Annotated in this window: 18 protein-coding genes; 11 read left to right on the forward strand and 7 right to left on the reverse strand. The window is 72.7% G+C overall.

The features are described from left to right. Nucleotides 1–14: 14 nt before the first annotated feature. From ACGFZA_RS21250 to ACGFZA_RS21270, 5 genes are all read right to left on the reverse strand, one after another. A complete protein-coding gene (locus tag ACGFZA_RS21250; protein ID WP_393681049.1) occupies nucleotides 15–1652 on the reverse strand; it encodes an ABC-F family ATP-binding cassette domain-containing protein in 1638 nt (545 codons plus the stop codon). A 122-nt stretch (nucleotides 1653–1774) separates the two neighbouring features. Continuing rightward, the gene (gene abc-f / locus ACGFZA_RS21255; RefSeq protein WP_393681052.1) at nucleotides 1775–3412 is read right to left on the reverse strand and encodes a ribosomal protection-like ABC-F family protein; all 1638 of its coding nucleotides are present in this window, start codon (nucleotides 3410–3412) and stop codon (nucleotides 1775–1777) included. A gap of 273 nt (nucleotides 3413–3685) precedes the next feature. Further along, nucleotides 3686–4282, reverse strand: a complete 597-nt coding sequence (locus ACGFZA_RS21260; RefSeq protein WP_385274453.1) for a TetR/AcrR family transcriptional regulator — start codon at nucleotides 4280–4282, stop codon at nucleotides 3686–3688. Nucleotides 4283–4341: 59 nt separating this feature from the next. Beyond that, nucleotides 4342–5304, reverse strand: coding sequence for a quinone oxidoreductase family protein (locus tag ACGFZA_RS21265; protein WP_393681054.1), 963 nt, complete (start codon nucleotides 5302–5304; stop codon nucleotides 4342–4344). A gap of 171 nt (nucleotides 5305–5475) precedes the next feature. After that, entirely contained in the window at nucleotides 5476–7143 is a 1668-nt protein-coding gene (locus ACGFZA_RS21270; RefSeq protein WP_393681056.1) for an IclR family transcriptional regulator C-terminal domain-containing protein, read from the reverse strand. A gap of 172 nt (nucleotides 7144–7315) precedes the next feature. Between ACGFZA_RS21270 and ACGFZA_RS21275 the strand changes: the two genes are divergently transcribed. The 11 genes from ACGFZA_RS21275 to ACGFZA_RS21325 all read left to right on the forward strand — a co-directional run bounded on the left by ACGFZA_RS21275 (nucleotide 7316) and on the right by ACGFZA_RS21325 (nucleotide 18448). Then, nucleotides 7316–8101: a CoA transferase subunit A gene (locus ACGFZA_RS21275; RefSeq protein WP_385274462.1), complete on the forward strand. Its 786-nt coding sequence runs from the start codon at nucleotides 7316–7318 to the stop codon at nucleotides 8099–8101. Further along, on the forward strand, nucleotides 8098–8745 hold the full coding sequence (locus ACGFZA_RS21280) for a CoA transferase subunit B (protein WP_393681059.1): 648 nt from the start codon (nucleotides 8098–8100) through the stop codon (nucleotides 8743–8745). The genes ACGFZA_RS21275 and ACGFZA_RS21280 overlap by 4 nt, the downstream gene beginning before the upstream one ends. Before the next feature lie 186 nt (nucleotides 8746–8931). Beyond that, complete coding sequence (pcaH, locus tag ACGFZA_RS21285; protein ID WP_385274468.1) at nucleotides 8932–9729, forward strand: protocatechuate 3,4-dioxygenase subunit beta; 798 nt, start codon at nucleotides 8932–8934, stop codon at nucleotides 9727–9729. Nucleotides 9730–9794: 65 nt separating this feature from the next. Beyond that, complete coding sequence (gene pcaG, locus ACGFZA_RS21290; RefSeq protein WP_385274682.1) at nucleotides 9795–10367, forward strand: protocatechuate 3,4-dioxygenase subunit alpha; 573 nt, start codon at nucleotides 9795–9797, stop codon at nucleotides 10365–10367. Between the two features lie 73 nt (nucleotides 10368–10440). Further along, the gene (gene pcaB, locus ACGFZA_RS21295) at nucleotides 10441–11898 is read left to right on the forward strand and encodes a 3-carboxy-cis,cis-muconate cycloisomerase (protein ID WP_393681061.1); all 1458 of its coding nucleotides are present in this window, start codon (nucleotides 10441–10443) and stop codon (nucleotides 11896–11898) included. 157 nt (nucleotides 11899–12055) lie between these two features. After that, on the forward strand, nucleotides 12056–13261 hold the full coding sequence (gene pcaD, locus ACGFZA_RS21300) for a 3-oxoadipate enol-lactonase (RefSeq protein ID WP_385274473.1): 1206 nt from the start codon (nucleotides 12056–12058) through the stop codon (nucleotides 13259–13261). A 3-nt stretch (nucleotides 13262–13264) separates the two neighbouring features. Continuing rightward, on the forward strand, nucleotides 13265–14440 hold the full coding sequence (locus ACGFZA_RS21305; RefSeq protein WP_393681064.1) for a 4-hydroxybenzoate 3-monooxygenase: 1176 nt from the start codon (nucleotides 13265–13267) through the stop codon (nucleotides 14438–14440). Nucleotides 14441–14462: 22 nt separating this feature from the next. Beyond that, entirely contained in the window at nucleotides 14463–15365 is a 903-nt protein-coding gene (locus ACGFZA_RS21310) for a LysR family transcriptional regulator (RefSeq protein ID WP_393681066.1), read from the forward strand. A gap of 137 nt (nucleotides 15366–15502) precedes the next feature. After that, nucleotides 15503–16060: a quercetin 2,3-dioxygenase gene (locus tag ACGFZA_RS21315; protein WP_393681068.1), complete on the forward strand. Its 558-nt coding sequence runs from the start codon at nucleotides 15503–15505 to the stop codon at nucleotides 16058–16060. Further along, nucleotides 16057–17094 carry a prolyl oligopeptidase family serine peptidase gene (locus ACGFZA_RS21320; protein ID WP_393681070.1) on the forward strand — a complete coding sequence of 346 codons (1038 nt, stop codon included), beginning with the start codon at nucleotides 16057–16059 and terminating at the stop codon, nucleotides 17092–17094. Before ACGFZA_RS21315 ends, ACGFZA_RS21320 begins: the two co-directional genes overlap by 4 nt. A gap of 82 nt (nucleotides 17095–17176) precedes the next feature. Next, on the forward strand, nucleotides 17177–18448 hold the full coding sequence (locus tag ACGFZA_RS21325) for an MFS transporter (RefSeq protein ID WP_393681072.1): 1272 nt from the start codon (nucleotides 17177–17179) through the stop codon (nucleotides 18446–18448). Here the strand turns inward: ACGFZA_RS21325 and ACGFZA_RS21330 are convergent. Then, nucleotides 18430–19905 (reverse strand): sulfatase-like hydrolase/transferase, encoded by a 1476-nt coding sequence (locus ACGFZA_RS21330; protein WP_393681074.1) that lies wholly within the window; start codon nucleotides 19903–19905, stop codon nucleotides 18430–18432. The genes ACGFZA_RS21325 and ACGFZA_RS21330 overlap by 19 nt on opposite strands. Then, a complete protein-coding gene (locus ACGFZA_RS21335; protein ID WP_393681076.1) occupies nucleotides 19902–20867 on the reverse strand; it encodes a TauD/TfdA dioxygenase family protein in 966 nt (321 codons plus the stop codon). Before ACGFZA_RS21335 ends, ACGFZA_RS21330 begins: the two co-directional genes overlap by 4 nt. Nucleotides 20868–21406 lie beyond the last annotated feature (539 nt).

The following is a 21406-nucleotide window of genomic DNA, read 5'->3' on the forward strand; positions in this document are numbered from 1 at the left end:
GCCCCACGGCGCCCTCAGCCGATCGGCTCCGGGCGCAGCCGGAGCTCCCGCCCCTGCCAGCGCCTCCGCAGCCAGCGGTCGTGGCTGGCCAGGACGATGGCTCCGGGACCCGCGCCCAGGGCTTCCTCCAGTTCGTCGCACAGGCGCGGGGACAGGTGGTTCGTGGGCTCGTCCAGCAGCAGGAGCTGCGGCGGGCGCGCCGTCAGCACCGCCAGGGCGAGCCTGCGGCGCTGGCCGGCCGACACGCGGCCCACCTGCTTGTCGAGGTCCCCCTCATGCATCAGACCGAGCGAGACCAGCGGCACCGCCTCGGCCCGTTCGAAGCCCAGCGCCTTCTCGTACGTCTCCCGGACGGTACGGTCGGGCCGGGCGAACTCCGTGTCCTGGGCGAGTGTCCCCACGGTCAGACCCGGCCGCCGGCCCACCTCGCCCTCGGCGGCGAGAGCCCCGGCGAGCACGGCGAGGAGCGTCGACTTCCCCGCGCCGTTGCCGCCCGTGACCAGCAGGCGTTCGGTCGCCGTGATGTCGAGGCGGTCTACTCTGAGGCGCCCCGGGACGCGTACCCCGCGCAGGGACACGAGCGTGCCCTGCTCGGACGGTCCGGCCAGCGAGGTGTACCGGAACCGCAGCGGAGGGGGCGGCTCCCCGATCCGGTTGCGCTCCAGCTCGTCCAGCCGGCGGGAGGCGTTGCGGACCCGGCGCGCGATCTGGCTCTGCACGCGGCCGGCCCGCAGTCCGTACCCCATCTTCTCGTTGTCGCGCATCCCCCGGTCCGGCGCGACCATGCGCGCGGTCACATCGGCCGAGCGCCGCAGCGCCTCCAGCTCCTCCTGCTCCTCCGCGTAACGGCGCTCCCAGCGGGCCCGATCGGCGCGCTTCTCGCTCAGATAGCCGCTGTAGTCGCCGCCGTACCGTACGGGACCGTCGACGGCCGGATCGAGGTCGATCAGGTCCGTGCAGACGGCGTCGAGGAAGGCCCGGTCGTGGCTGGCGATCACCACCGGCCCCGGCATGGAGCGCAGTTGCTCCTCGACGAAGGCGGCGGCCTCGTCGTCCAAGTGGTTGGTCGGCTCGTCCAGCAGCAGGGCGGAGGGCCGCCGCACCAGCAGCGCGGCGAGTGCCAGGCGGCCGCGCTGCCCGCCCGAGAGCGAGCCGAGCGTCCGCGTGTGCGCCAGCGTCGCGAGGCCCAGGCCCGTGAGGAGGACGGCGGCGCGACGGTCCGCGTCCCAGGTCTCACGTTCCTCGGCCTGTTCGAGCCGTCCGCCGTACGCCTCCAGGAGCGCGGCGTGTTCCGGGGAGCTCTGCGGGGTGCGGGCGAGCAGCCCGGAGAGCCGGTCGAGCTCCGCCAGGTCCGCCCGGGCCTCGCGGAGGGCGTCGTCGAGTACGTCGGCGATCGTCGAGCCGGTGTCGAACTCCATCTCCTGGCGCAGGAAGCCCACATCGGCGGGCCGGGTGACACGGCCGGAGTCCGGCTCGTCCGTTCCGGCGAGGAGCCGCAGCAGGGTCGACTTGCCCACCCCGTTCTCCCCGATCAGGCCGATGCGGTGGCCGGGGGACGCGGTGAGTGACACCCCGTCGAGGACGCGCCGCGCACCGTGGGTGCGGACGAGGTCGTGTGCGAGCAGTGCGGACGGGGGCGTGGGGTCGCTCATGGTTGCCTCCAACGTGGTCGTTCGTCGGCCCGCCGGGTGCGTGGGCCTCCCGTTCGGATCGGGCCGGATCCGAACGGGAGGCCCTGGACCTCGGACGCGGGCCAGGAAGGTACGTCAGGGGGTCAGGTCTGCGGCGCTCCGGTCTCCGCCAGCTTCCCGTCGGCGAGCCTCAGCCACCGGTCCACCCCGATCCGTTCGAGGAACCGCTCGTCATGGCTGACGACGACGAACGCCCCCCGGTAGGAGCCCAGCGCGCTCTCCAGCTGATCGGCACTGACCAGGTCGAGGTTGTTCGTCGGCTCGTCCAGAAGCAGCAGCTGCGGGGCCGGCTCCGCGCACAGGACACAGGCCAGGGTGGCCCGCAGCCGCTCGCCGCCGGACAGCACCCCGACGGGCAGGTGGGCGCGGTCGCCGCGGAAGAGGAAGCGCGCGAGCAGGTTCATCCGCTCCGCCTCCGACCGGTGCGGGGCGAACGCGGCGAAGTTCTCGGCCACCGTGCGGTCGAGATCGAGCAGGTCGAGGCGTTGCGAGAGGTAGGCGATCCGCCCGTCGGCCCGCCGGATCTCTCCGCCGTCCAGCGCCAGATCGCCGTTGATCAGGCGCAGCAGGGTGCTCTTGCCCGCGCCGTTGGGGCCGGTGAGCGCGATGCGCTCGGGGCCCCTGATGGTCAGGTCGACGCCCTGGCCGGCGAACTGCTCCTGGCCGCCGACGTGGCGGACCCGCATGTGCGCACCGAGCAGGACGGTGCGCCCGGCGGGGACGTCGGTGTCCGGGAGATCGAGGGTGATGCGCTGTTCGTCGCGTACGGCGCGCCCCGCCTCGTCCAGCCGTGCCTTGGCCTCGCCGACCCGGGCGGCGTGCGTCTGACCCGCCCGGCCCGCGGATTCCTGGGCGCCCCGCTTCATGTTTCCGGCGAAGATGCGCGGCAGGCCCGCGCTCTTGAGGTTGCGGGCCGCGTTGCTCGCACGGCGGTCGGCACGCTCACGGGCCTGCTGCAGCTCCCGCTTCTCCCGCTTGAGCTCCTGCTCGGCGTTGCGGACGTTTTTCTCGGCCACCTCCTGCTCGGCCCGCACGGCCTCCTCGTAGGCGGTGAAATCGCCGCCGTACAGGCGGAGTTCGCCCGGATTGAGTTCGGCGATACGGTCCATGCGGTCGAGCAGTGCCCGGTCGTGGCTGACGAGCAGGAGGGTGCCGCTCCACGCCTCCAGCGTGTCGTGGAGCGTGCGTCGCGCGTCGAGGTCCAGGTTGTTGGTCGGCTCGTCGAGCAGCAGGACGTCGGGCCGCTTCAGCAACTGGGCGGCCAGACCGAGCGACACGACCTGCCCGCCGCTGAGCGTGCCGATGCCGCGGTCTAGGGAGACGCCTTCCAGCCCGAGCCGGTCCAGCTGGGCGCGGGTGCGCTCCTCGATGTCCCAGTCGTCGCCGATGACCGCGAAGTGGTCCTCGCCCACGTCGCCGGACTCGACGGCGTCCAGCGCGCGGATCACCGCGTCGACGCCGAGGACCTCCGCCACCGACAGATCGCCGGTCAGGGGGAGGCTCTGAGGGAGGTAGCCGAGTGTGCCGCCCACGGAGACGGATCCGGTGGCGGGGCGCAGTTCCCCGGCGATCAGCTTGAGCAGGGTGCTCTTGCCGGACCCGTTGGGTGCGACGAGGCCGGTGCGGCCGGTGCCCACGGTGAAGGACAGGCCGGCGAAGACAGGGGTGTCGTCGGGCCAGGAGAAGGAGAGGTTCGAGCAGATGATGGATGCGTCGGACATGCGGAGGACCTCGCGTGTGAATCCGGGATCGGCAGGGACTGCCGCCCCGGAGGAATGGCCGAAAGGGAACAACGACATGGCCACTGCGGCGGCGCCCCTGGGGCGCCCGCGGTGGCCGATCACATCCGGGTATCACCCGGAGATGTCGTCGTCGCCTGCCATGTCTGGTCTCCTCGGTACACGCTGAAAAGCGTGACGATCTTAGCAGCCGTGCCGCTTTCCGGTCCTCCGGTTTCGCACGTGCCCCGCCGTGCCGCTCCCGCACGCGCGCAGTCAGGCGGCTGTCCTGCGTCGCAGGTCGGCGATGCCCTGGTCCAGAGCCGCCTCCAGGTGTCCCATGCGGCCGGTGGAAAGAAGGATCACCACACCGCCCTGGATACCGGCCAGCAACGCCGCCGCCGAGCGGTCCGCGTCCCGGTCCGCGTCGATCTCCCCGATGGACTGCATGTGCCGGATGCCGGTGGCCAGTTCGCCCTGCCAGCGGTCGAGCAGCCCGGTGGCGACGGCCTGCGCTCCCGCCGTGGCTGATCCGATGTGGGACACCGCGATGTCGAGCGGGCACTCCCGGCCCTGTTCGCGGTAGCGGGAGACCACCTTGTCCCGCCAGTTCCGCCAGGCGGGCCACGAGGTGAGGGTGCTCAGTTCCGGCTGCTGGTCGCTGATCACCCGCTCCGCCTCGTGGCGGGCGACCGCCAGCATCAGTTCGTCCTTCCCGCCCGGGAAGTAGTGGAACAGCTGGCTCTTGCTCGTCGAGGTGAGCGCGAGGACGTCGTCGAGCGTCAGAGCGAACACGCCGTGCCGCCGGATCGCGGCGGCGGCGCCCTCGATGATGCGCTGCTTGGTCGCGGCGCCCTTGGGGGTCAACGGCACGGTGCTTCTCCTGTTCCGGACGGGGAGTCCATTGAACCGCGGGGTCCGTCGGACGCGGGTCAGGGGAGGAGCAGCAGCTTCCCCGTGGTCCGGCGCGATTCGAGATCCCGGTGGGCCTGCGCCGCGTCCGCCAGCGCGTAGCGGCCGCCGATGCGCGGGACGACCTTCCCCTCCTGGACCATCCGGAACACCTCCGCTGTCCTGGTGACCAGTGCCTCGCGGTCGGGGACGTGGTCCTGCACGGTCGGGTACGTCAGCAGGATGCTGTTCGGCAGATCGGTGACGGGGAGCGAGGGGACGCCGAGGAAGGGTCCGTAGTAGGCGTGCACCCCGTGCCGGCGCAGGGCCAGCTGGGAGGACCGGAACGTCGCGGTTCCGCCGCCGTCGTACACGACATGGGCGCCCTCTCCGTTCGTCAGCTCCCTCACGCGCTGCTCGAATCCGGCTCCCGAGGAGACCAGGACGTGGTCCGCACCGGCCTCCTCGGCCGTGGCCGCCTTCTCCGCACGGGACACCAGACCGATGACACGGCCGCCACGCGCCTTGATCATCTGGGTCAGCAGCTGACCCACGCCTCCTGCCGCGGCATGCACCACGGCGGTGTCGCCCGGTCGGACCGCGTACGTCTCGGTGGTGAAGTGGTTCGCGGTGAGTCCCTGCATCATGATCGCGGCCGCCGTCTCGTCCGCCACGTCGTCGGGGACCCTGACCAGCACGGTTGCGGGGACGGCCAGGATCTCCGCGTAGCTGCCCGGGTGGTAGAACCAGGCCACCCGGTCGCCGACCGTCAGGTCCTCGACGTCGTCGCCCAGCGCGGTCACGTACCCCATGCCCTCGACGCCGAGGCCCGTCGGGGCGGACCAGCCGGGGGCGCCGGCCGAGCGGGCGCCCACGTCCATGAAGTTCACCCCGGCGGCGCCGAGCCGGACCAGTGCCTGGCCGGGGGAGGGGATCGGGTCCGGCTGTTCGGTCCAGGTCATGACCTCAGGGCCGCCGTGTCGGTCGATGTGGATCGCGTGCATGAGGGGCGCCCTTCCCGGAGCGGTTGCCGCGGTCCGTTCACCGTGGCGGGTCTGTGCACCGTAGAAAGGCAAAAATGGACCCGCAAGTCCATTCCGGGGGTGACAGGGCGGCCCTCCGGGACCCTCCTGACGGAATCCTGAACGAGCGCCGCGTGCGCCCGGCCCGCGGGGTCACATCGCCGGGACCCGCACGTACCGCTCGGTGATGTGCAGGTCGGCCTCGATGTGGCCGGCCGCCGCGCGCAGGTGGGGCAGCACATCCGTGACGCACTCCTCCGGAGTGCGGCTGCTGCTGTGCATGGCCACGTTGACCGCCGCCACGACCGTGCCGCGACGGTCGTGTACGGGGACGGCGACCGAGCGCAGGCCGACCTCCAGTTCCTCGTCGACCAGCGCGTACCCGTCCGCCCGCACGCGGTCCAGAGCGACGCGGAGCTCGTCGGGGCGAGTGACGGTGTACGGGGTCAGGGCGTGCGCTCGTGTCCGGGCGAGGCGGCTCTCGCGCTCCGCGGCCGGCAGCGCGGCCAGCAGGACCCGGCCCATCGAGGTCGCGTGCGCGGGGAAGCGGGTACCGACGGTGATGTTGACGTTCATGATGCGCCGGGTCGCGACCCGCCCGGTGTACTGGACGTCGTCTCCGACGAGGACGGCGAGTGAGGCCGAGTCCTGGACCTGCCGGGTCAGCGCGGCGAGATGGGGCTGGGCCATGTGCGGCAGTGTCGCGAGGGACAACGGCGGGTAACCGAGGGCCAGTACGCGCGGGGTCAGGGAGTGGGCCCGGTCCCGCGTGGTGACGTAACCGAGGTGCTCCAGAGTGATCAGCGCCCGGCGGGCTGTCGCCCTGGCCAGCCCGGTGGCCCGGGCGACATCGGCCAGCGTCAGTGCGTCCCGGCCCTCGCCGAAGCCGGCGAGCACCGTCAGGCCGCGGGCGAGCGACTCGTTGAACTCGCGGCCCAGCTCCTGTTTCGACGCCCCGGTCCAGGAAGCCAGTGCGACGGGGGAGTCCGGGGTGACGGCGGGCGGTGCCTGCCGCAGGTCCTGCTCCATGGCCGCGGCCGCGGCCAGCACCCGGGGCAGCAGGGTGTCGCGCAGCGAGGCCGCGGTGTGCCGGCTGGTGTGGCTCACGACGCTGACGAGGCAGGCCACTTCGCCCCCGGGGGAGTGGACCGGTACGGCCAGGGCGACCAGACCGGGCTCGATCAACTGGTCGTCCAGGGACCAGCCGTCGTGGCGCGCCCGCTGCGCACGCGCGGCGAACTCCTTCTCGTCCGAGGGCGTGCGCGGGGGGACGGCGGGGAAGTCCAGCCCCTCCGGGTCCGCGGCCCGGTGGTCCCTCCATCGCTGCCACTGCCGATCGTCCCAGCCGGCCGCCAACAGCGGTCCGGGGGCGGTGCGTTCGGCGGGCAGCAGATCGCCGATCCGGAAACTCAGCGACATCGCGCGACGACGGGTGGCCTGGTGGATGAAGCGGATGCCGTCGCCGTCGCCGACCGCGAGGGACACCGACTCGTCGAGTTCGTCGGCGAGCGCGTCGGCACGCCCGCCGAGCAGCGAGGGAAGGCGGAGTGCGGAGAGATAGGCGTTGCCCAGTTCCATCAGGCGCGGCGCGAGGGTGACCTCGCGGCCGTCCATCCGTACGTACTCCATGCGCGCCAGGGTCGCGGTGATCCGGTCGACCGTGGACCGGGCAAGACCGGTGGCGCGCTCGATGGCGCTCGGGCTCATCGTCCCGCCCTCGTCGGTGAGCCGGCGCAGGACCGCGATCCCGCGCATGAGCGGGGCGACGGCTTCGGCCGGTGCCGGCGTGTCGGTCTGCTGGAGCGTGTGGGGCGGTGGCATGGGCTCTCCGTCGTGCGTCGTGGGGACACAGTAGTGAACAGCGGCAGGTGAGGGGCGGTCCGGCCGGCAGAGGCGAGCCGCTGACCGTTGACAGGGTTCCGGGTGGGCGGCAGACTCCGTGCCAAGAATAGTGAAAGAAACTTCACTGTGCGAACAACTGAGGGACGGTCCCATGGACAAGGTGGTCGCCTCGGCCGCGCAAGCCGTGGCCGACGTGCCGGACGGCGCCTCGGTCGCGGTGGGCGGCTTCGGGCTCAGCGGCGTCCCCGACGCACTGATCGCGGCCCTCCACGAACGGGGGACCGGCGACCTGCGCGTCGTCTCCAACAACTGCGGCGCGCAGGAGTCCGGGCTCGCGGTCCTGCTGGCCGCCGGCCGGATCAGCCGGGTCACCGGCTCGTACATCGGCGGCAACAAGGAGTTCGGCCGCCAGTACCTGGCCGGCGAGCTGGAGCTCGAACTCATCCCCCAGGGCACCCTCGCCGAGCGCCTGCGCGCCGGCGGCTCGGGCATCCCCGCGTTCTACACCCCGGCAGGAGTCGGCACCCTCGTCGCCGACGGCGGAATGCCCTGGCGCTACGACGGGAACGGCGGCGTCGCGGTCACCTCCCCGGCCAAGGAGGTGCGCGACTTCGACGGCACCCCCTACGTCCTGGAGCGCGGCATCCGCACCGACTTCGCCCTGGTCAGGGCGGCCAGGGGGGACCGGCACGGGAACCTCGTCTTCAACAAGGCGTCCCGCAACTTCAATCCGCTCGCCGCCATGGCCGGCCGCATCACGATCGCCGAGGTCGAGGAACTGGTCGAGCCCGGCGAGATCGACCCCGATCACGTCCACCTGCCCGGCATCTTCGTCCGGCGCGTGGTCGCGCTGACTCCGGAGCAGGCCGCCGACAAGAGGATCGAGCAGCGCACCGTGACACCACGCACCACCCCGGACGAGGACGGTCACCGATGAGCTGGAACCGCCAGGAGATGGCCGCCCGCGCGGCGGCCGAGCTGTGCGACGGCGAGTACGTCAACCTGGGCATCGGCCTGCCGACGCTCATCCCCAACCACCTGCCCGACGGTGTGCACGTCGTCCTCGAATCCGAGAACGGCATCCTCGGCACCGGACCGTTCCCGTACGACGAGGACGTCGACCCCGACCTGATCAACGCCGGCAAGGAGACGGTCACCGTCCTGCCGGGCGCCTCGTTCTTCGACTCGGCGCTCTCCTTCGGCATGATCCGCGGCGGCCACATCGACACGGCCGTGCTCGGCGCCATGCAGGTGTCCGCCCGCGGCGACCTCGCCAACTGGGCCGTCCCCGGCAAGCTCGTGACCGGGATCGGCGGCGCCATGGACCTCGTGCACGGTGCCCGCCGCGTCATCGTGACGATGACGCACACCGCCAAGGACGGCAGCCCGAAGATCGTCGAGGAGTGCACCCTGCCGCTCACCGGCCGCGCCTGCGTGCACCGCATCATCACGGATCTGGCCGTGCTCGATGTGACGCCCGGCGGACTCGTCCTGGCGGAGACCGCGCCGGGCGTCGACGTGACCGAGGTGCTCGCCCGGACCGCCGCACCGGTCCACGTCGCGGCGTCGGCCACGCCGTGAGACGGGGCCGCCCCGGCCCCGGAACCGGATCGTGAGGCCCACCCGTCCCTCCCCGGAACCGCGACGTGAGACCCAGCAGCCCGCCCCCGAACCGGACCGCGAGGCCCGGCCCGCGTCCGGCCGCTCCATGCCCGACTCCCGTTCGGCAGCCGCCCCCGTACCCGCACAGGAAGGACCCGACACTCCATGAGCACCCCACCCGCCCCGGCCGTCCCCCGCGCACTGACCCAGGCCGACATCACCGCCGAGATAACCGCGGCGCGCGAGGACTACGCCACGTCACTCGCCGGCGGCGCGCCCGTGCGCCCGCACCCCGCGCGCGACTACGCCCCCTACCGCAGCAGCACCCTGCGACACCCGAAGCGGCCGCTGATCCCCGTGGGAGCCGACCCGGAGGCCGTCGAGCTGTCGGGCCCCGTCTTCGGCGTCACCGACATCACCGAACTCGACCACGATCTCACCCGGCAGCACCACGGCGAGCCCCTGGGCGAGCGGATCACGGTCACCGGACGGGTCCTCGACCGGTCGGGCCGCCCCGTGCGCGGCCAGCTCGTCGAGATCTGGCAGGCCAACGCATCGGGCCGCTACGCCCACCTGCGCGACCAGCACCCTGCACCCATCGACCCGAACTTCACCGGCGTGGGCCGCTGCCTCACCGACGATCAGGGCGGTTACTCCTTCACCACCGTCAAACCGGGCGCCTACCCCTGGCGCAACCACACCAACGCCTGGCGACCCGCGCACATCCACTTCTCCCTGTTCGGGAACGCGTTGACCCAGCGTCTGGTCACCCAGATGTACTTCCCGGGCGACCCGCTCTTCGCGTACGACCCGATCCTCCAGTCCGTCACCGACGACGCCGCCCGCGGCCGGCTCGTCGCGGCGTACGACCACGAGCTCTCCACCCCCGAATGGTCACTCGGCTACCGCTGGGACATCGTCCTCGACGGCCCGTCCGCCACCTGGATCGAGGAGGGCCGCTGATGTCCGCGACCACGCCGGCCATCACGCCGGCTTCCGCACCCGCTTCCGCAGCCGTTTCCGAAACCATGGAGCTGCCGCCCACCCCGTCCCAGACCGTAGGGCCCTTCTACGGTTACGCGCTGCCCTTCCCGGGCGGCGGGGACATCGCACCGGCCGGCCGGCCCGGCGCCGTGGTCCTGCACGGCCACGTCCTCGACGGAGCCGGTGAGCCGGTGCCGGACGCCCTCGTCGAGGTGTGGCAGCCCGCCCCCGACGGCTCCCGGCACGGGGCGCCCGGCTCCCTGCGCCGCGACCCCGTCACCGGGGCGGTCATCGGCCGCAACGGCGTCGCGTTCACCGGCTTCGGCAGGGTGGCGACGGACGCCGACGGGCACTACACCGTCACGACGCTGCCGCCGGGCGGAGCCCCGTATCTCGCTCTCGTCGTCTTCGCCCGCGGCCTGACGCACCACCTGCACACCCGTGCCTACCTGCACGACGCCGCCGGCCTCGCCCAGGACCGGCTCCTCGCCGGGCTTCCCCATGAGCGGAGGGCCACGCTCCTCACCACGCCGGAGGACACCGGCGTCCACCGATTCGACATCCGCCTGCAGTACGACGGCGTACATGAGGAGACGGTCTTCCTTGACTTCGGCTGACGCGGCGACTGCGGCTGACGCGGCGACTGCGGCTGACGCGCCGACTTCGGCCGGCACGGCGCCTTCGCGCGGAATGGCGACTTCGCCCGCCACGGCGGGCTCGGGCGACGCGGCGGCCGACGTCGGCCTGCTGGCACCGGTCCGCGCCGGAACCGGCGTCGAGGACGCGACGGGTGACGCGGCGTACGTACGCGCGCTGCTCGACGCCGAGACGGCGCTCGTCCGCGCCCAGGAATCGCTCGGCCACGCACCCGCCGGCGCGGCGGCAGCCGTCGCGTCGGCCGCGGCCGACACGGCCCGGTTCGACCCACGCGCCCTGGCCCTGCGAGCCCGGTCGGGCGGCAACCCGGTCATCCCGCTGGCCGCCGACCTGACGGCCGCCGTCGCCGAACGGTCCCCGGAAGCCGCCGCCCACGTCCACCGGGGCGCCACCAGCCAGGACATCCTCGACACCGCCGCCATGCTGGTGGCGGCCGAGGCCCTGCGCCTGATCCTGGCCGATCTGGACCGGGCCGCCACCGCCCTGGCGCGCGTCGCAGCCGAGCACCGTGACACTCCGATGGCGGGACGCACCCTCACCCAGCACGCCGTGCCGACCACCTTCGGTCTCAAGGTGGCGGGCTGGCGCAGCCTGGTCCTCGACGCCCACGACCGGCTCACGACGGTCCGGGCCGCGCTCCCGGTCCAACTGGGCGGCGCGGCAGGTACGTTGGCGGCCTTCGCAGCCTTCGCGGAATCCGGCCGTCGGACCACGGGCCAGGACGGTGCGTCCGACGGCGCGGCGGCCCGGGACGCCGGACCGGTTCTCGTCGAGGCGTACGCGACCGCGGCCGGGCTCGCCGCGCCCACGCTGCCCTGGCACGCCCTGCGCACCCCGGTCGCCGACCTCGGCGGAGCACTGGCCTTCACCGCCGGGGCACTGGGCAAACTCGCCGCGGACGTCCTCGTCCTCTCCCGGACCGAGATCGGCGAGGTCTCCGAGAGCACCGGCGGGGCATCGTCCGCGATGCCGCACAAGGCCAACCCGGCCCGCGCCGTCCTCATCGCCGCCGCAGCCCGCCAGGTACCCGCCCTCGCGGGGATCCTCTACGGTGCGCTCGCCGCCGAGGACGAACGCCCGCCCGGGGCGTGGCACGCCGAATGGCAGCCTCTGCGCGAGGCGCTGCGCACCGTCGGGGGAGCCGCGGACGCGGCGGCCACCTTGGCCGAAGGGCTGCGTGTCCACCCCGGGCGCATGCGCGAGAACCTCGACGCGACCGGTGGACTGATCGTCAGCGAACGGCTCGGCGCGGCCCTCTCGGCCGGGCTCGGACGGGCCGCCGCCCGGAAGGCGGTCACCGACGGCGCCGCCCGCGCAGCCCGTGAGGGCATCCCCCTCCACGAAGCCCTGGCTCAGGACCCCGCCCTGGCCGGCGTGGTGACGGGGGACGAGCTGAGGACCCTCACCGACCCGTCCGGATACACCGGGGCGGCCGGCCCCCTCGTCGACCGCGCGCTGCGCCGCCGCAGCGAGGAGAGCGTCCCGGAATGACGCGCAGACCACATACGAGAGTCCCGGCACGCAACTGTCGCCCGGCGGCAGTGCACCCCCGCTCCGTACACCTGGCGGCAGCACACCCCCGCCCCGTACGTCCGCCGGCTGCCGCCAGGCACCCCTCACCCCCGGCACCGGCCGGTTCAGGAGCCCTATGACCACCGCGCACACATCCGACGGCCCCACCGGGCGACTTCTCCACCACCAGGTGGACGGCCCCGTCTCCGGCGTGCCGCTCATTCTCGGACCCTCCCTCGGCACCACCCTGTCCGTCTGGGACGCACAGGCCGCTGCCCTGGCCCGCGACCACCGGGTGGTCCGCTGGGACCTGCCCGGGCACGGCTCCAGCCCCGCCGCGCTGTTCCCCGCGGGCAGCGGCGTCGCCGGGCTGGGCCGACAGGTGCTCCGCCTTGCCGACGCCCTCGGCATCGGGCGGTTCGCGTACGCGGGCGTGTCCCTCGGCGGCGCGGTCGGGACCTGGCTGGCCGTCCACCACCCCGACCGGATCAGCTCGCTCGCGCTCGTCTGCTCCTCGGCGCGCTTCGGCGAGCCGCAGGCCTGGCACGAACGCGCCGCCCTCGTACGGGCCGAAGGCATGGGTCCGGTGGCCGACACCGCGGCGGGCCGCTGGTTCACCGCGGACTTCGCCGGCAGCCCGGTGGCCCGTGCCGCACTGGCGGACCTGCGCGGCGTCGACCCCCAGGCGTACGCCGCGTTGTGCGACGCCCTCGCCGCCTACGACCTGCGCGGTGAGCTCGGCGGGATCACCGCCCCCACGCTCGTCGTGGCAGGCCGCGACGACCCTGCGACCCCCGTCGCCCACGCCCGCGCACTGGCCGACACGATCCCGGGCGCGACGCTGCTCGAACTCCCGGGCGCCTCCCACCTGGCCAACGTCGAACGGCCCGCTCCCGTGGTTGCCGCACTGCTGAACCACTTCGCGCCCGGGACGCCGGTCGCCACCGACGACGCGTCCCGCCGCGCCGCGGGTCTCGCCGTACGCCGCGCCGTCCTCGGCGACGCGCACGTCGACCGGGCCGTCGCCCGGACCACACCCTTCACCGCCGTGTTCCAGGACTTCATCACCCGCTACGCCTGGGGCGAGGTGTGGACCCGGCCCGGGCTCGACCACCGGACCCGGCGTTGCCTCACCCTCACCGCCCTGGTGGCACTCGGCCACCACGAGGAACTGGCCATGCACCTGCGGGCCGCCCTCGCCAGCGGCGACCTCACCCCCGAGGACGTCCAGGAGGTCCTGCTCCAGGCAGCCGTCTACTGCGGTGTGCCGGCAGCCAACGCCGCGTTCGCCGCGGCGGACCGGATCCTCGCCGAAATCACCCACGCCGCCAAGGAGAAGTAGCCCATGCACACGACCGTAGGGATCATCGGAGGCGGACCGGCGGGACTCCTGCTCGCCCGGCTGCTGCACCGCGCGGGTGTCGACTGCGTGGTGCTGGAGAGCCGCGACCGGGCGTACGTCGAACGGCGTCAGCGCGCCGGGATCCTCGAACAGCCCACCGTCGACGCGCTCCGGGAGGCAGGCGCCGCCGGTCGTCTCGACGCCGAGGGCCTGGTGCACGACGGCATCGAGCTGCGCTGGGACGGCCGGGCCCACCGCATCGACTTCCCCTCGCTCACCGGCGGCCGCCGGGTATGGGTCTACGCCCAGACCGAGGTCGTCAAGGACCTCATAGCGCTTCACTTGGCGGACGGCGCACCGCTCTTCTTCGGTGCCGAGGTCACGTCGGTCGAAGGAGCCGACACCGACCGGCCGACCGTGCACTACACCCACGAGGGCCGTGACGAGGTGCTCACCTGCGACTACGTGGTGGGCTGCGACGGATTCCACGGTGTCGCACGGGCCGCTGTCCCCGCCGGAGTGCGGCGCACGTACGACCGCGTGTACCCGTACTCCTGGCTGGGGATCCTGGCCGACGTACCGCCGTCCTGCGACGAACTGATCTACGCCCACTCGCCGCGCGGCTTCGCGCTGCACAGCATGAGGTCGCCCGAAGTCAGCCGGCTCTACCTCCAGGTGCCGAACGGCACCGACCCCGCGGACTGGTCGGACGAGCGGATCTGGGACGAACTCGACACCCGCTTCGCCGTCGACGGGGACTGGACGCTGCGGCGCGGTCCGATCACATCGAAGTCCGTTCTGCCGATGCGTAGTTCCGTCACCGAACCCATGCGGTACGGCCGCGTCCTTCTCGCGGGAGACGCCGCCCACATCGTCCCGCCCACCGGGGCGAAGGGGCTCAACCTGGCGGCGGCCGATGTCGTCGTGCTGGCCCGCGCCCTGGTGCGTCTGCACACGACCGGATCGTCCGATCTGCTGGACGCCTACTCCGACACCTGCCTGAGCAGGGTGTGGCGGGCCGAGCACTTCTCGTACTTCATGACGACCACGCTCCACACCGACCCGGAGCAGAGCGGCTTCGACACCCGGCTGCAGATCTCGCAGCTGGACCGGATCGCCGCATCCCCGCACGCCGCTGCCGAACTCGCGCAGAACTACGCGGGCCTGCCCCTGCCGTAGACACGTCCCCAGGAGGATCCCCGTGGATCTCACGGTCCAGCAACTGCGGTACTTCGCCGCAGTGGCGCACGAGCTCCACTTCGCCCGGGCCGCGGAGCGTCTGCGCATCTCCGCCCCGTCGCTGAGCCGGCAGATCGCGGCACTGGAACGGAAGTTCGGCGCGCCGCTGTTCCGGCGGGACGCCCGGCGCGTGGAACTCACCGAGCTGGGGTCCGAACTGCTGCCGATGGCCCGCCGGTCCATCGCGGCTCTCGACGACGTCGTGTCCTGGGCCGAGGAGCGACGCTCGGGCGGGGCGGCGGTGCGCGTCGGCCTCGTCGTCGGGAGCCGCATCGGCTCCGTCATCCTCAACGAAGCGGCGCGGGCCTTTCCGGCCGCACGATGGAAGATCCGGCGCCTCGGGTTCGACGGTTCCCTGACCGCGCTGCGGACGGACCTGGTCGACGTGGTTCTCGCGCCGGCCCTGGCAGCCCCCTCGGGCCCCGGCCTGCACGCGGTGCCGCTCTGGACCGAGGGCAGGGTTCTCGTGGTCGGCACCGGCCACCCGCTGGCCGGCCGGGACAGCGTCACCGTCGACGAGCTGGCGGACGAGCACTTCGTCGCGGCCCTGGGTGACGAGGCACTCATCGACTGGCTCGGACTGCCACGCAGCGACGGGTTCACCCCCAAGGTGGCGTACGTGGCCGGCACGTTCGAGGAGGTCCTCGACATCTGCTCGGCCGGCCTCGGGGTCAACATCGCCGGTGCCGGGGCGGTCTCCGCCTCGCCCCGGCCCGGTGTCGTGTTCGTTCCGGTGCGAGGACTGCCCGACGCCACCGTCTACCTGCTGCGGTCGGCGAGGGCGCCGTCCCCGGCGGTCCTGGCGATCGAGGAACTCGCGGTACGCGTGGCGCGCCGCGAGACCCGGCGGTCCGGTGAACGCTGAGACCGGAAGGCACCCGTAACCTTTCTGACCTGCAAGGTTAGCTTCGCCCTCATGATGCTTGAGGCAACAGGTCATGGCTCCCCGAGCGGACCTTCAGCAGACTCGATCACACGCGCACCCACCTCCTGGAGGCCACTGTGACATTTGATCGAGTCCCCGACCGCCGCTCCGAGCCGTCCTGGGAAGGAGTGCTTCCCGGACGCCCCGAACCCTTCTTCCTGGAGGACGGAGACGGCGAACGGTCGAAGCTGTTCGACAGTGTCGTGACGGTCCTGCTGTCGGCGGACGAGACGGAGGGCCAGTTCGGGGTCTTCACCACCCGCCAGCCCAAGGGCGACCTGATCGTCGCGCACTCCCACGAGGATGTGCACGAGATCTTCTACGTGGTCGAAGGCGCCGCCCGCGTCTTCCTGGAACACCCTGACGGGCGCCAGGAGAGCAGACTGCTGCGCCCCGGCGACTTCGGATACGTACCCGCGGGCATCGTCCACTCGTACCGGACCGAGGGCGAGTACAACAAGATCCTCGGCGTCTCCACCGGCGGGTTCGAGCGCTTCTTCCAGGCACTGGGCGAGCTGACGGAGGAACGGGACGTGCCGACGGCGCCCTTCGTCCCCTCCCCGGACCGGATGCGGCAGGCGTTCACCCGCTATCGGAACGTTCCCGCCCCGGGGCAGCAGTGGGAGGGAGCGTGAGCCCGCGCACGGAGGCGGACGACCGGGCCGACGCGGCGCAGCGCGGCCGCAACGCCACCCTGATGCAGACCTACGTGGAGGGCCTCGCCTCGACCTCGCCGCCGGGAGAGACGGCCCCCGCACCCGCCGTGACCGTGGTGCGCGGCCTGGTCTTCTCCAGGCCCGACACCGGCGGTGAGCTGATGCTGGACCTGTATCTGCCCGAGGGGGTGCCCGGTCCGCGTCCCGTCGTCATCTGGCTGCCCGGCGGCGGATGGCAGCGGGCCGCCCGGGGAATGGGCCCTCACCTGGGACGGCTGTTTGCCCAGCGCGGCTACGCCATGGCGGACGTCGAGTACCGGTCGAGCCGCACGGCGGTCTGGCCGGCCCAACTGCACGACGTGAAAGCCGCTGTGCGCTATCTGCGGTCGGTGGCGGGGGACCGATGCCTGGACGCCGAGCGCATCGGCGTATGGGGAAGCTCGGCCGGAGGGCACCTCGCCGCACTGCTCGGGCTCACCGGCGATGACCCCGTGTGGGAAGGGAACGGCGGGCATGGCGAGTACACCAGCTCGGTCCGGGCCGTCGTCGACGGGTACGGCCCCACCGACCTCCCCCACATGGACGCCGACAGCCTGCCGGGCGGCATCCTGAACGACATCGACCCGTCGTCCCCGCCATGGGGCCTGCTCGGCGGTCCGGCGACGGACCATCCCGAACTCGCCGCCCAGGCAAGCCCGGTGAGTCATGCAGGGGGCCCGGCCGTGCCCTTCCTGATCCTGCACGGCGATGCGGACCTCCTTGTCGGGCCGAGGCAGAGTCAAAGGCTCTTCGACGCCCTGCACCGCGCCGGCGGCGAGGCGACCCTGATTTCGGTCCACGGGGCAGGACACGGATTCTTCAACAGCGAAGCCCTGGAACGGACGCCCCCTCTGCCCACGACCGTGCACACCACGCGGCGTGGCCACCGCGCGCCGCACCGGCCCGGTGTACTCACCTCCGGTCTCGTCGAGCGGTTCTTCGACCAGCACGTGCGCCGGGACTTCTCCGGCTGAGTGGGACCGGCGGGAATGGCCCACTCAGGTGGCACTGAATTGCCCCACGCAGGGGAGCCGGTCTCTGCGTAACGTCAACGCCATGCCGAACCCACTTCCGCCGGCCGGGCCTCAACGCACGCTATCGCTGGCCCAGTTGACGAACTCCGTCGGTGACGGCGCGTACTACGTCACCTCGGCCCTCTACTTCACCCATGTGGTCGGCCTTGCCCCCGCCAGGATCGGGTTCGGACTCACCGTGGCCTGGGCGGTCGGCTCCCTCGCCGGGGTGCCCCTCGGCCGGATCGCCGACCGACGGGGCCCACGGGGAACGGCGGTCCTGCTCGCCCTCGCGACCGGTGTCGCGGTCGCGTCCTTCCTCGTCGTACGGGACTTCGCACCGTTCCTCGCCGCTGCCTGCCTCTACGCCACCGCGCAGTCGGGACTGGCCGCTGCCCGCCAGGCGCTGCTCGCGGGCCTGGTCGCCAGGGAGGAGCGCACCGGTGCGCTCGCCCACCTGCAGTCGACGCTCAACGCGGGCCTCGCCATGGGCGCCGCACTCGGTGGCCTCGCGTTGTTCGCCGGAACCACGGCCGCCTACCTCGCGGTCTTCTCCGTCGACGCCGCAAGCTTCCTGCTCTGCGCACTCGTCCTGCTCCGGCTGCCCGCCGTCGCGGTGGCACCCGGAGACCCGAGCGCGGAACTTGTGGTGCTGCGGGACCGGCCGTACGCCGTCGTCGCACTTCTCAACGCCGTGCTGCTCCTTCGCATGCCCTTGCTCAGCATCGGCCTGCCGCTGTGGATCACCGAGCGGACGTCGGCTCCCGAGTGGCTGGTCTCCGCCCTCTTCGTGCTCAACACCGGTGCCGTGATGCTCTTCCAGGTCCGAACCGCCCGCTCCGTGGACGGGATCCCCACGGCAGCGCGGGCCATTCGCCGCTCCGGCGCGCTCATGGTCCTGGTCTGCCTCGTCTTCGCCATGTCGGCGGCGGACGCCCCGTGGGTGGCGGTGACGGCCCTGGCCGGTGGCTCCGTTCTGCTGGTCGCCGCGGAGATGCTGCACTCGGCGGGCTCCTGGCAGCTCTCCTTCGATCTGGCACCGGCGGGGCGCGTCGGCGAGTACCAGGGCTTCTTCGGGACAGGCGTCACCGTCGCACGCACACTGGGCCCCCTCCTGCTCACCGCGCTGCTGGTCGGACGGGGCACGGCGGGCTGGCTGCTGCTCGGCGGGACGTTCCTCGCCGCGTCGTACGCGCTGGGGCCGGCGGCACGGTGGGCGGCGGGGACACGGCAGGAACCCGCTCCCGCCGCTGTCGCCCGGGACGTCCGGGCGACAGCGGCGAAGGTACCGGACCGTCAGGGGCGCGGGCGGTGACCGAACCGCACGCCGTCCCACGGCACCCCGGCCGGGAACGACTCCGCGCGACGCTGGCCCGACGGGCGTGCGGCCGCCCGTTCGATCTCAGGCTTCGCGTCCTCGATCCGGTCGAGCCAGCCCAGCAGTTCCCCTCGCAGCTCGTCGGCGACGTCGCGGTGCGAGTCCAGCCCGGCCAGGTTGTCCAGTTCGTAGGGGTCGGACGCCAGGTCGTACAGCTCCGTCTCCGTGTAGTGGTCCGCGCCCGGATCGTTCCAGGCGTCCGCGCCCGGCGCGTCCACCACGTACTTCCACCGTGAGGTCCGCACTGCGCGCCCCACCCGGTCCTCGCTGATCTGGATGAGAACGGAGGCGGGCCGGCCTGGATCGAGGCCCCCGCCGGCCAGCGGAAGCAGGGAGCGCCCCTGGACACCGTCGGGAATGGGGAGGCCCGCTGCCGCCAGCAGGGTGGGCATCAGGTCCACCGTGCCGACGGGCTGCCGGACCTGCCCGCCGCCGGTGAAGCCCGGCCCGGTGAGTGCGAGCGGCACATGGACGGACGCCTCATGGGCCGAGCGCTTGTACTCGCTGTTACGGGTGCGGAAATGGGAGCCGTGATCCGCCGTCCAGGCCAGCACGGTGCCCTCCTCGGTCCCGATGCTCCGCAGGGCGTCGCGCAGCCGCCCCACCCCTTCGTCGACCCGCTTGATCTGCCCGAGGTATCCGGCGAGATGGCGGTGCGCACCTCCCTGGGGTGCGCCCGGTGCGAGCGCGGCGAGATCCGGGGGCAGCCAGGCCCCCTCGTAGCGCTCGCGGTAGCCCGTCGGGGCGGGGTAGTCGTCGGTCGGGTTCTGGTGGTGCGGTTCCAGCAGCGACAGGAACAGCAGATACGGACGGTCGTGGTGGTCGGCCACGAAACGGATCGCCGCGTCGATCAGGGCGTCCGAGCGGTACCCCGGCAGCCGGACGGCGGTTCCCTCCTCGTCGTACACCACCGTGCGGTACGCGTCCGAGGTGAATTCGAGCCGGTCCGAGGCCAGCCACCGCTCGTAGCCGCCCCGGCGGGCGGCTTCCACCGGTCCGTCCGGCTGGTCCTCGCCCGCCAGATGCCATTTGCCGATGTACCCCGTCGCATACCCGGCCGCCGCGAACTCCCCGGCCAGCGTGGGAAGGTCCCGGGGAAGGGACAGGCCGTTGCGGAAGACACCCGCCGCGGTCGGGAAGCGGCCGGTCTGCAGCGCCGCACGGGCCGGTGCGCACACGGGGTTGGACGTGATCGCCTGCTCGAACAGGGTGCCTTCGCGCGCGATCCGGTCGAACTCGGGAGTCACTCCCGCGCGATTGCCGTGCACCCCGGCCGTGTCCCAGCGCTGCTGGTCGGTGAGGATCACGATCACCTGCGGGGGCGCCCCGGCGGGCGACGCCGCAGCGCCGCCCGCCGGGACCGGTGCCTCACCGTGCGGGTGGGACCCGCTCATGCGTTGGAGGTCTGTGCGACCGCAGCCGTCGAGGCGCCGGAGGCGATGCCGAAGGACGGGTCGGGCACCGCCTCGGGGCTGATGAGTGTGGAGGAGCGGCCGTCGGTGCCGACGGGGACGTCGCCGTCGATGGTGACGCGCCGCAGCTTGCGCTCGTGGGTGTCGGAGTCGTCCACGCCGTAGTGCTGGGTGGCGCGGTTGTCCCAGATGGCGACGTCGCCCACCTGCCAGTCCCAGCGCACCGTGTTCTCCGGGCGCTCGATGTGGGACTGGAACAGATCGACGAGCGCCCGGGAGTCATTCCCGGTCAGGCCGCTGATCCGCTGGACGAAGTTGCCGAGGAGCAGGACACGTTCACCGGTCTCGGGGTGGACGCGGACCACCGGGTGCTCGGTGAGGAACTTCGTCGAGGTGAACACCTCCCGGTACTTGGCGAGGGCCTCCGGCCGGGCGTTGGGCCGCACCGCGACGTAGTCGTAGTCGTTGGAGTGGACGGCCCGCAGACTGTCGGCCAGGGTGCGCAGCTGCTCGGGCAGTTCGGCGTACGCGGCAGCGGTGTTGGACCACAGGGTGTTGCCGCCGTACGGCGGGATGACGACGGCCCGCAGGATGGAGAACGCCGGGTAGGCGGGGACGAAGGTGACGTCGGTGTGCCACTGGTTGGCCCGGCCGCCGTGGTCGGAGTCGATGCCCAGCGAGTAGCGGCCGTCGGCGGACGGGACGGTCGGGTGGGCGACCGGGGTGCCGAGCAGCCGCCCGAACGCCTCGTGGCTGTCCTCGTCGAGGTGGTCCTGACCGCGGAAGAAGACGACCTTGTTGGCCAGCAGTGCGGCCCGGACAGCCGCCACGGTCTCGGGGGCGAGATCCCCGCCGAGGCGGACCCCGGAGATGACGGCGCCGATGCGGCCGCCGAGCTTCTGGACGGTAACGGCGGGTGCGGGGGCGGTGGTTGTGGAGGTCATGGCGAATTCCCTTCGAAGGACAGGCTCGTACGCCGGCCGATCATCGAGTCCGGACTACGGCGCATTGATTAATTCGGGAGCGGAAGTAATAGACCGAGTGGCGTCCGCCTACGGACGGGTGGCTGTCCGGGAGCGGGGGTGGAGGGCCGTGAGGCGTTCGGTGCGGGGCCGCCTGGTCAGGCGGCGGTACAGCGGCCCGGACACGCGGGCGGCATTGCGGTGCGGCCGGCGCGGGCGGGCCGCGCATCGGTAACGGCCGTCGCGAACATGTCCCGGAGACTCGCAGCGCCCGACGGCACACGTCAAGCGCCCTTCCCTGCCCCGAGGTGCCCCGGGCAGTGGTTCAATCGGCCCTTGCACAGGGCCTGCACGACCTCCGGACAGCCCTCGTGAAAGTACCTCTGAGCTGCGTCTTCTCCTGTCGTTCCACAGACTCGGCCGACCCCGCTTCGGCGCCGGGCACGAGCCCGGGGGCGAATTCACGCCGCCGTAACGTTGCGACCGTGCCTGTGTCGCAGGACCTGAGGATGGCCCCATGA

Source organism: Streptomyces sp. NPDC048211, from assembly GCF_043202315.1.
Taxonomy (GTDB): Bacteria; Actinomycetota; Actinomycetes; order Streptomycetales; family Streptomycetaceae; genus Streptomyces.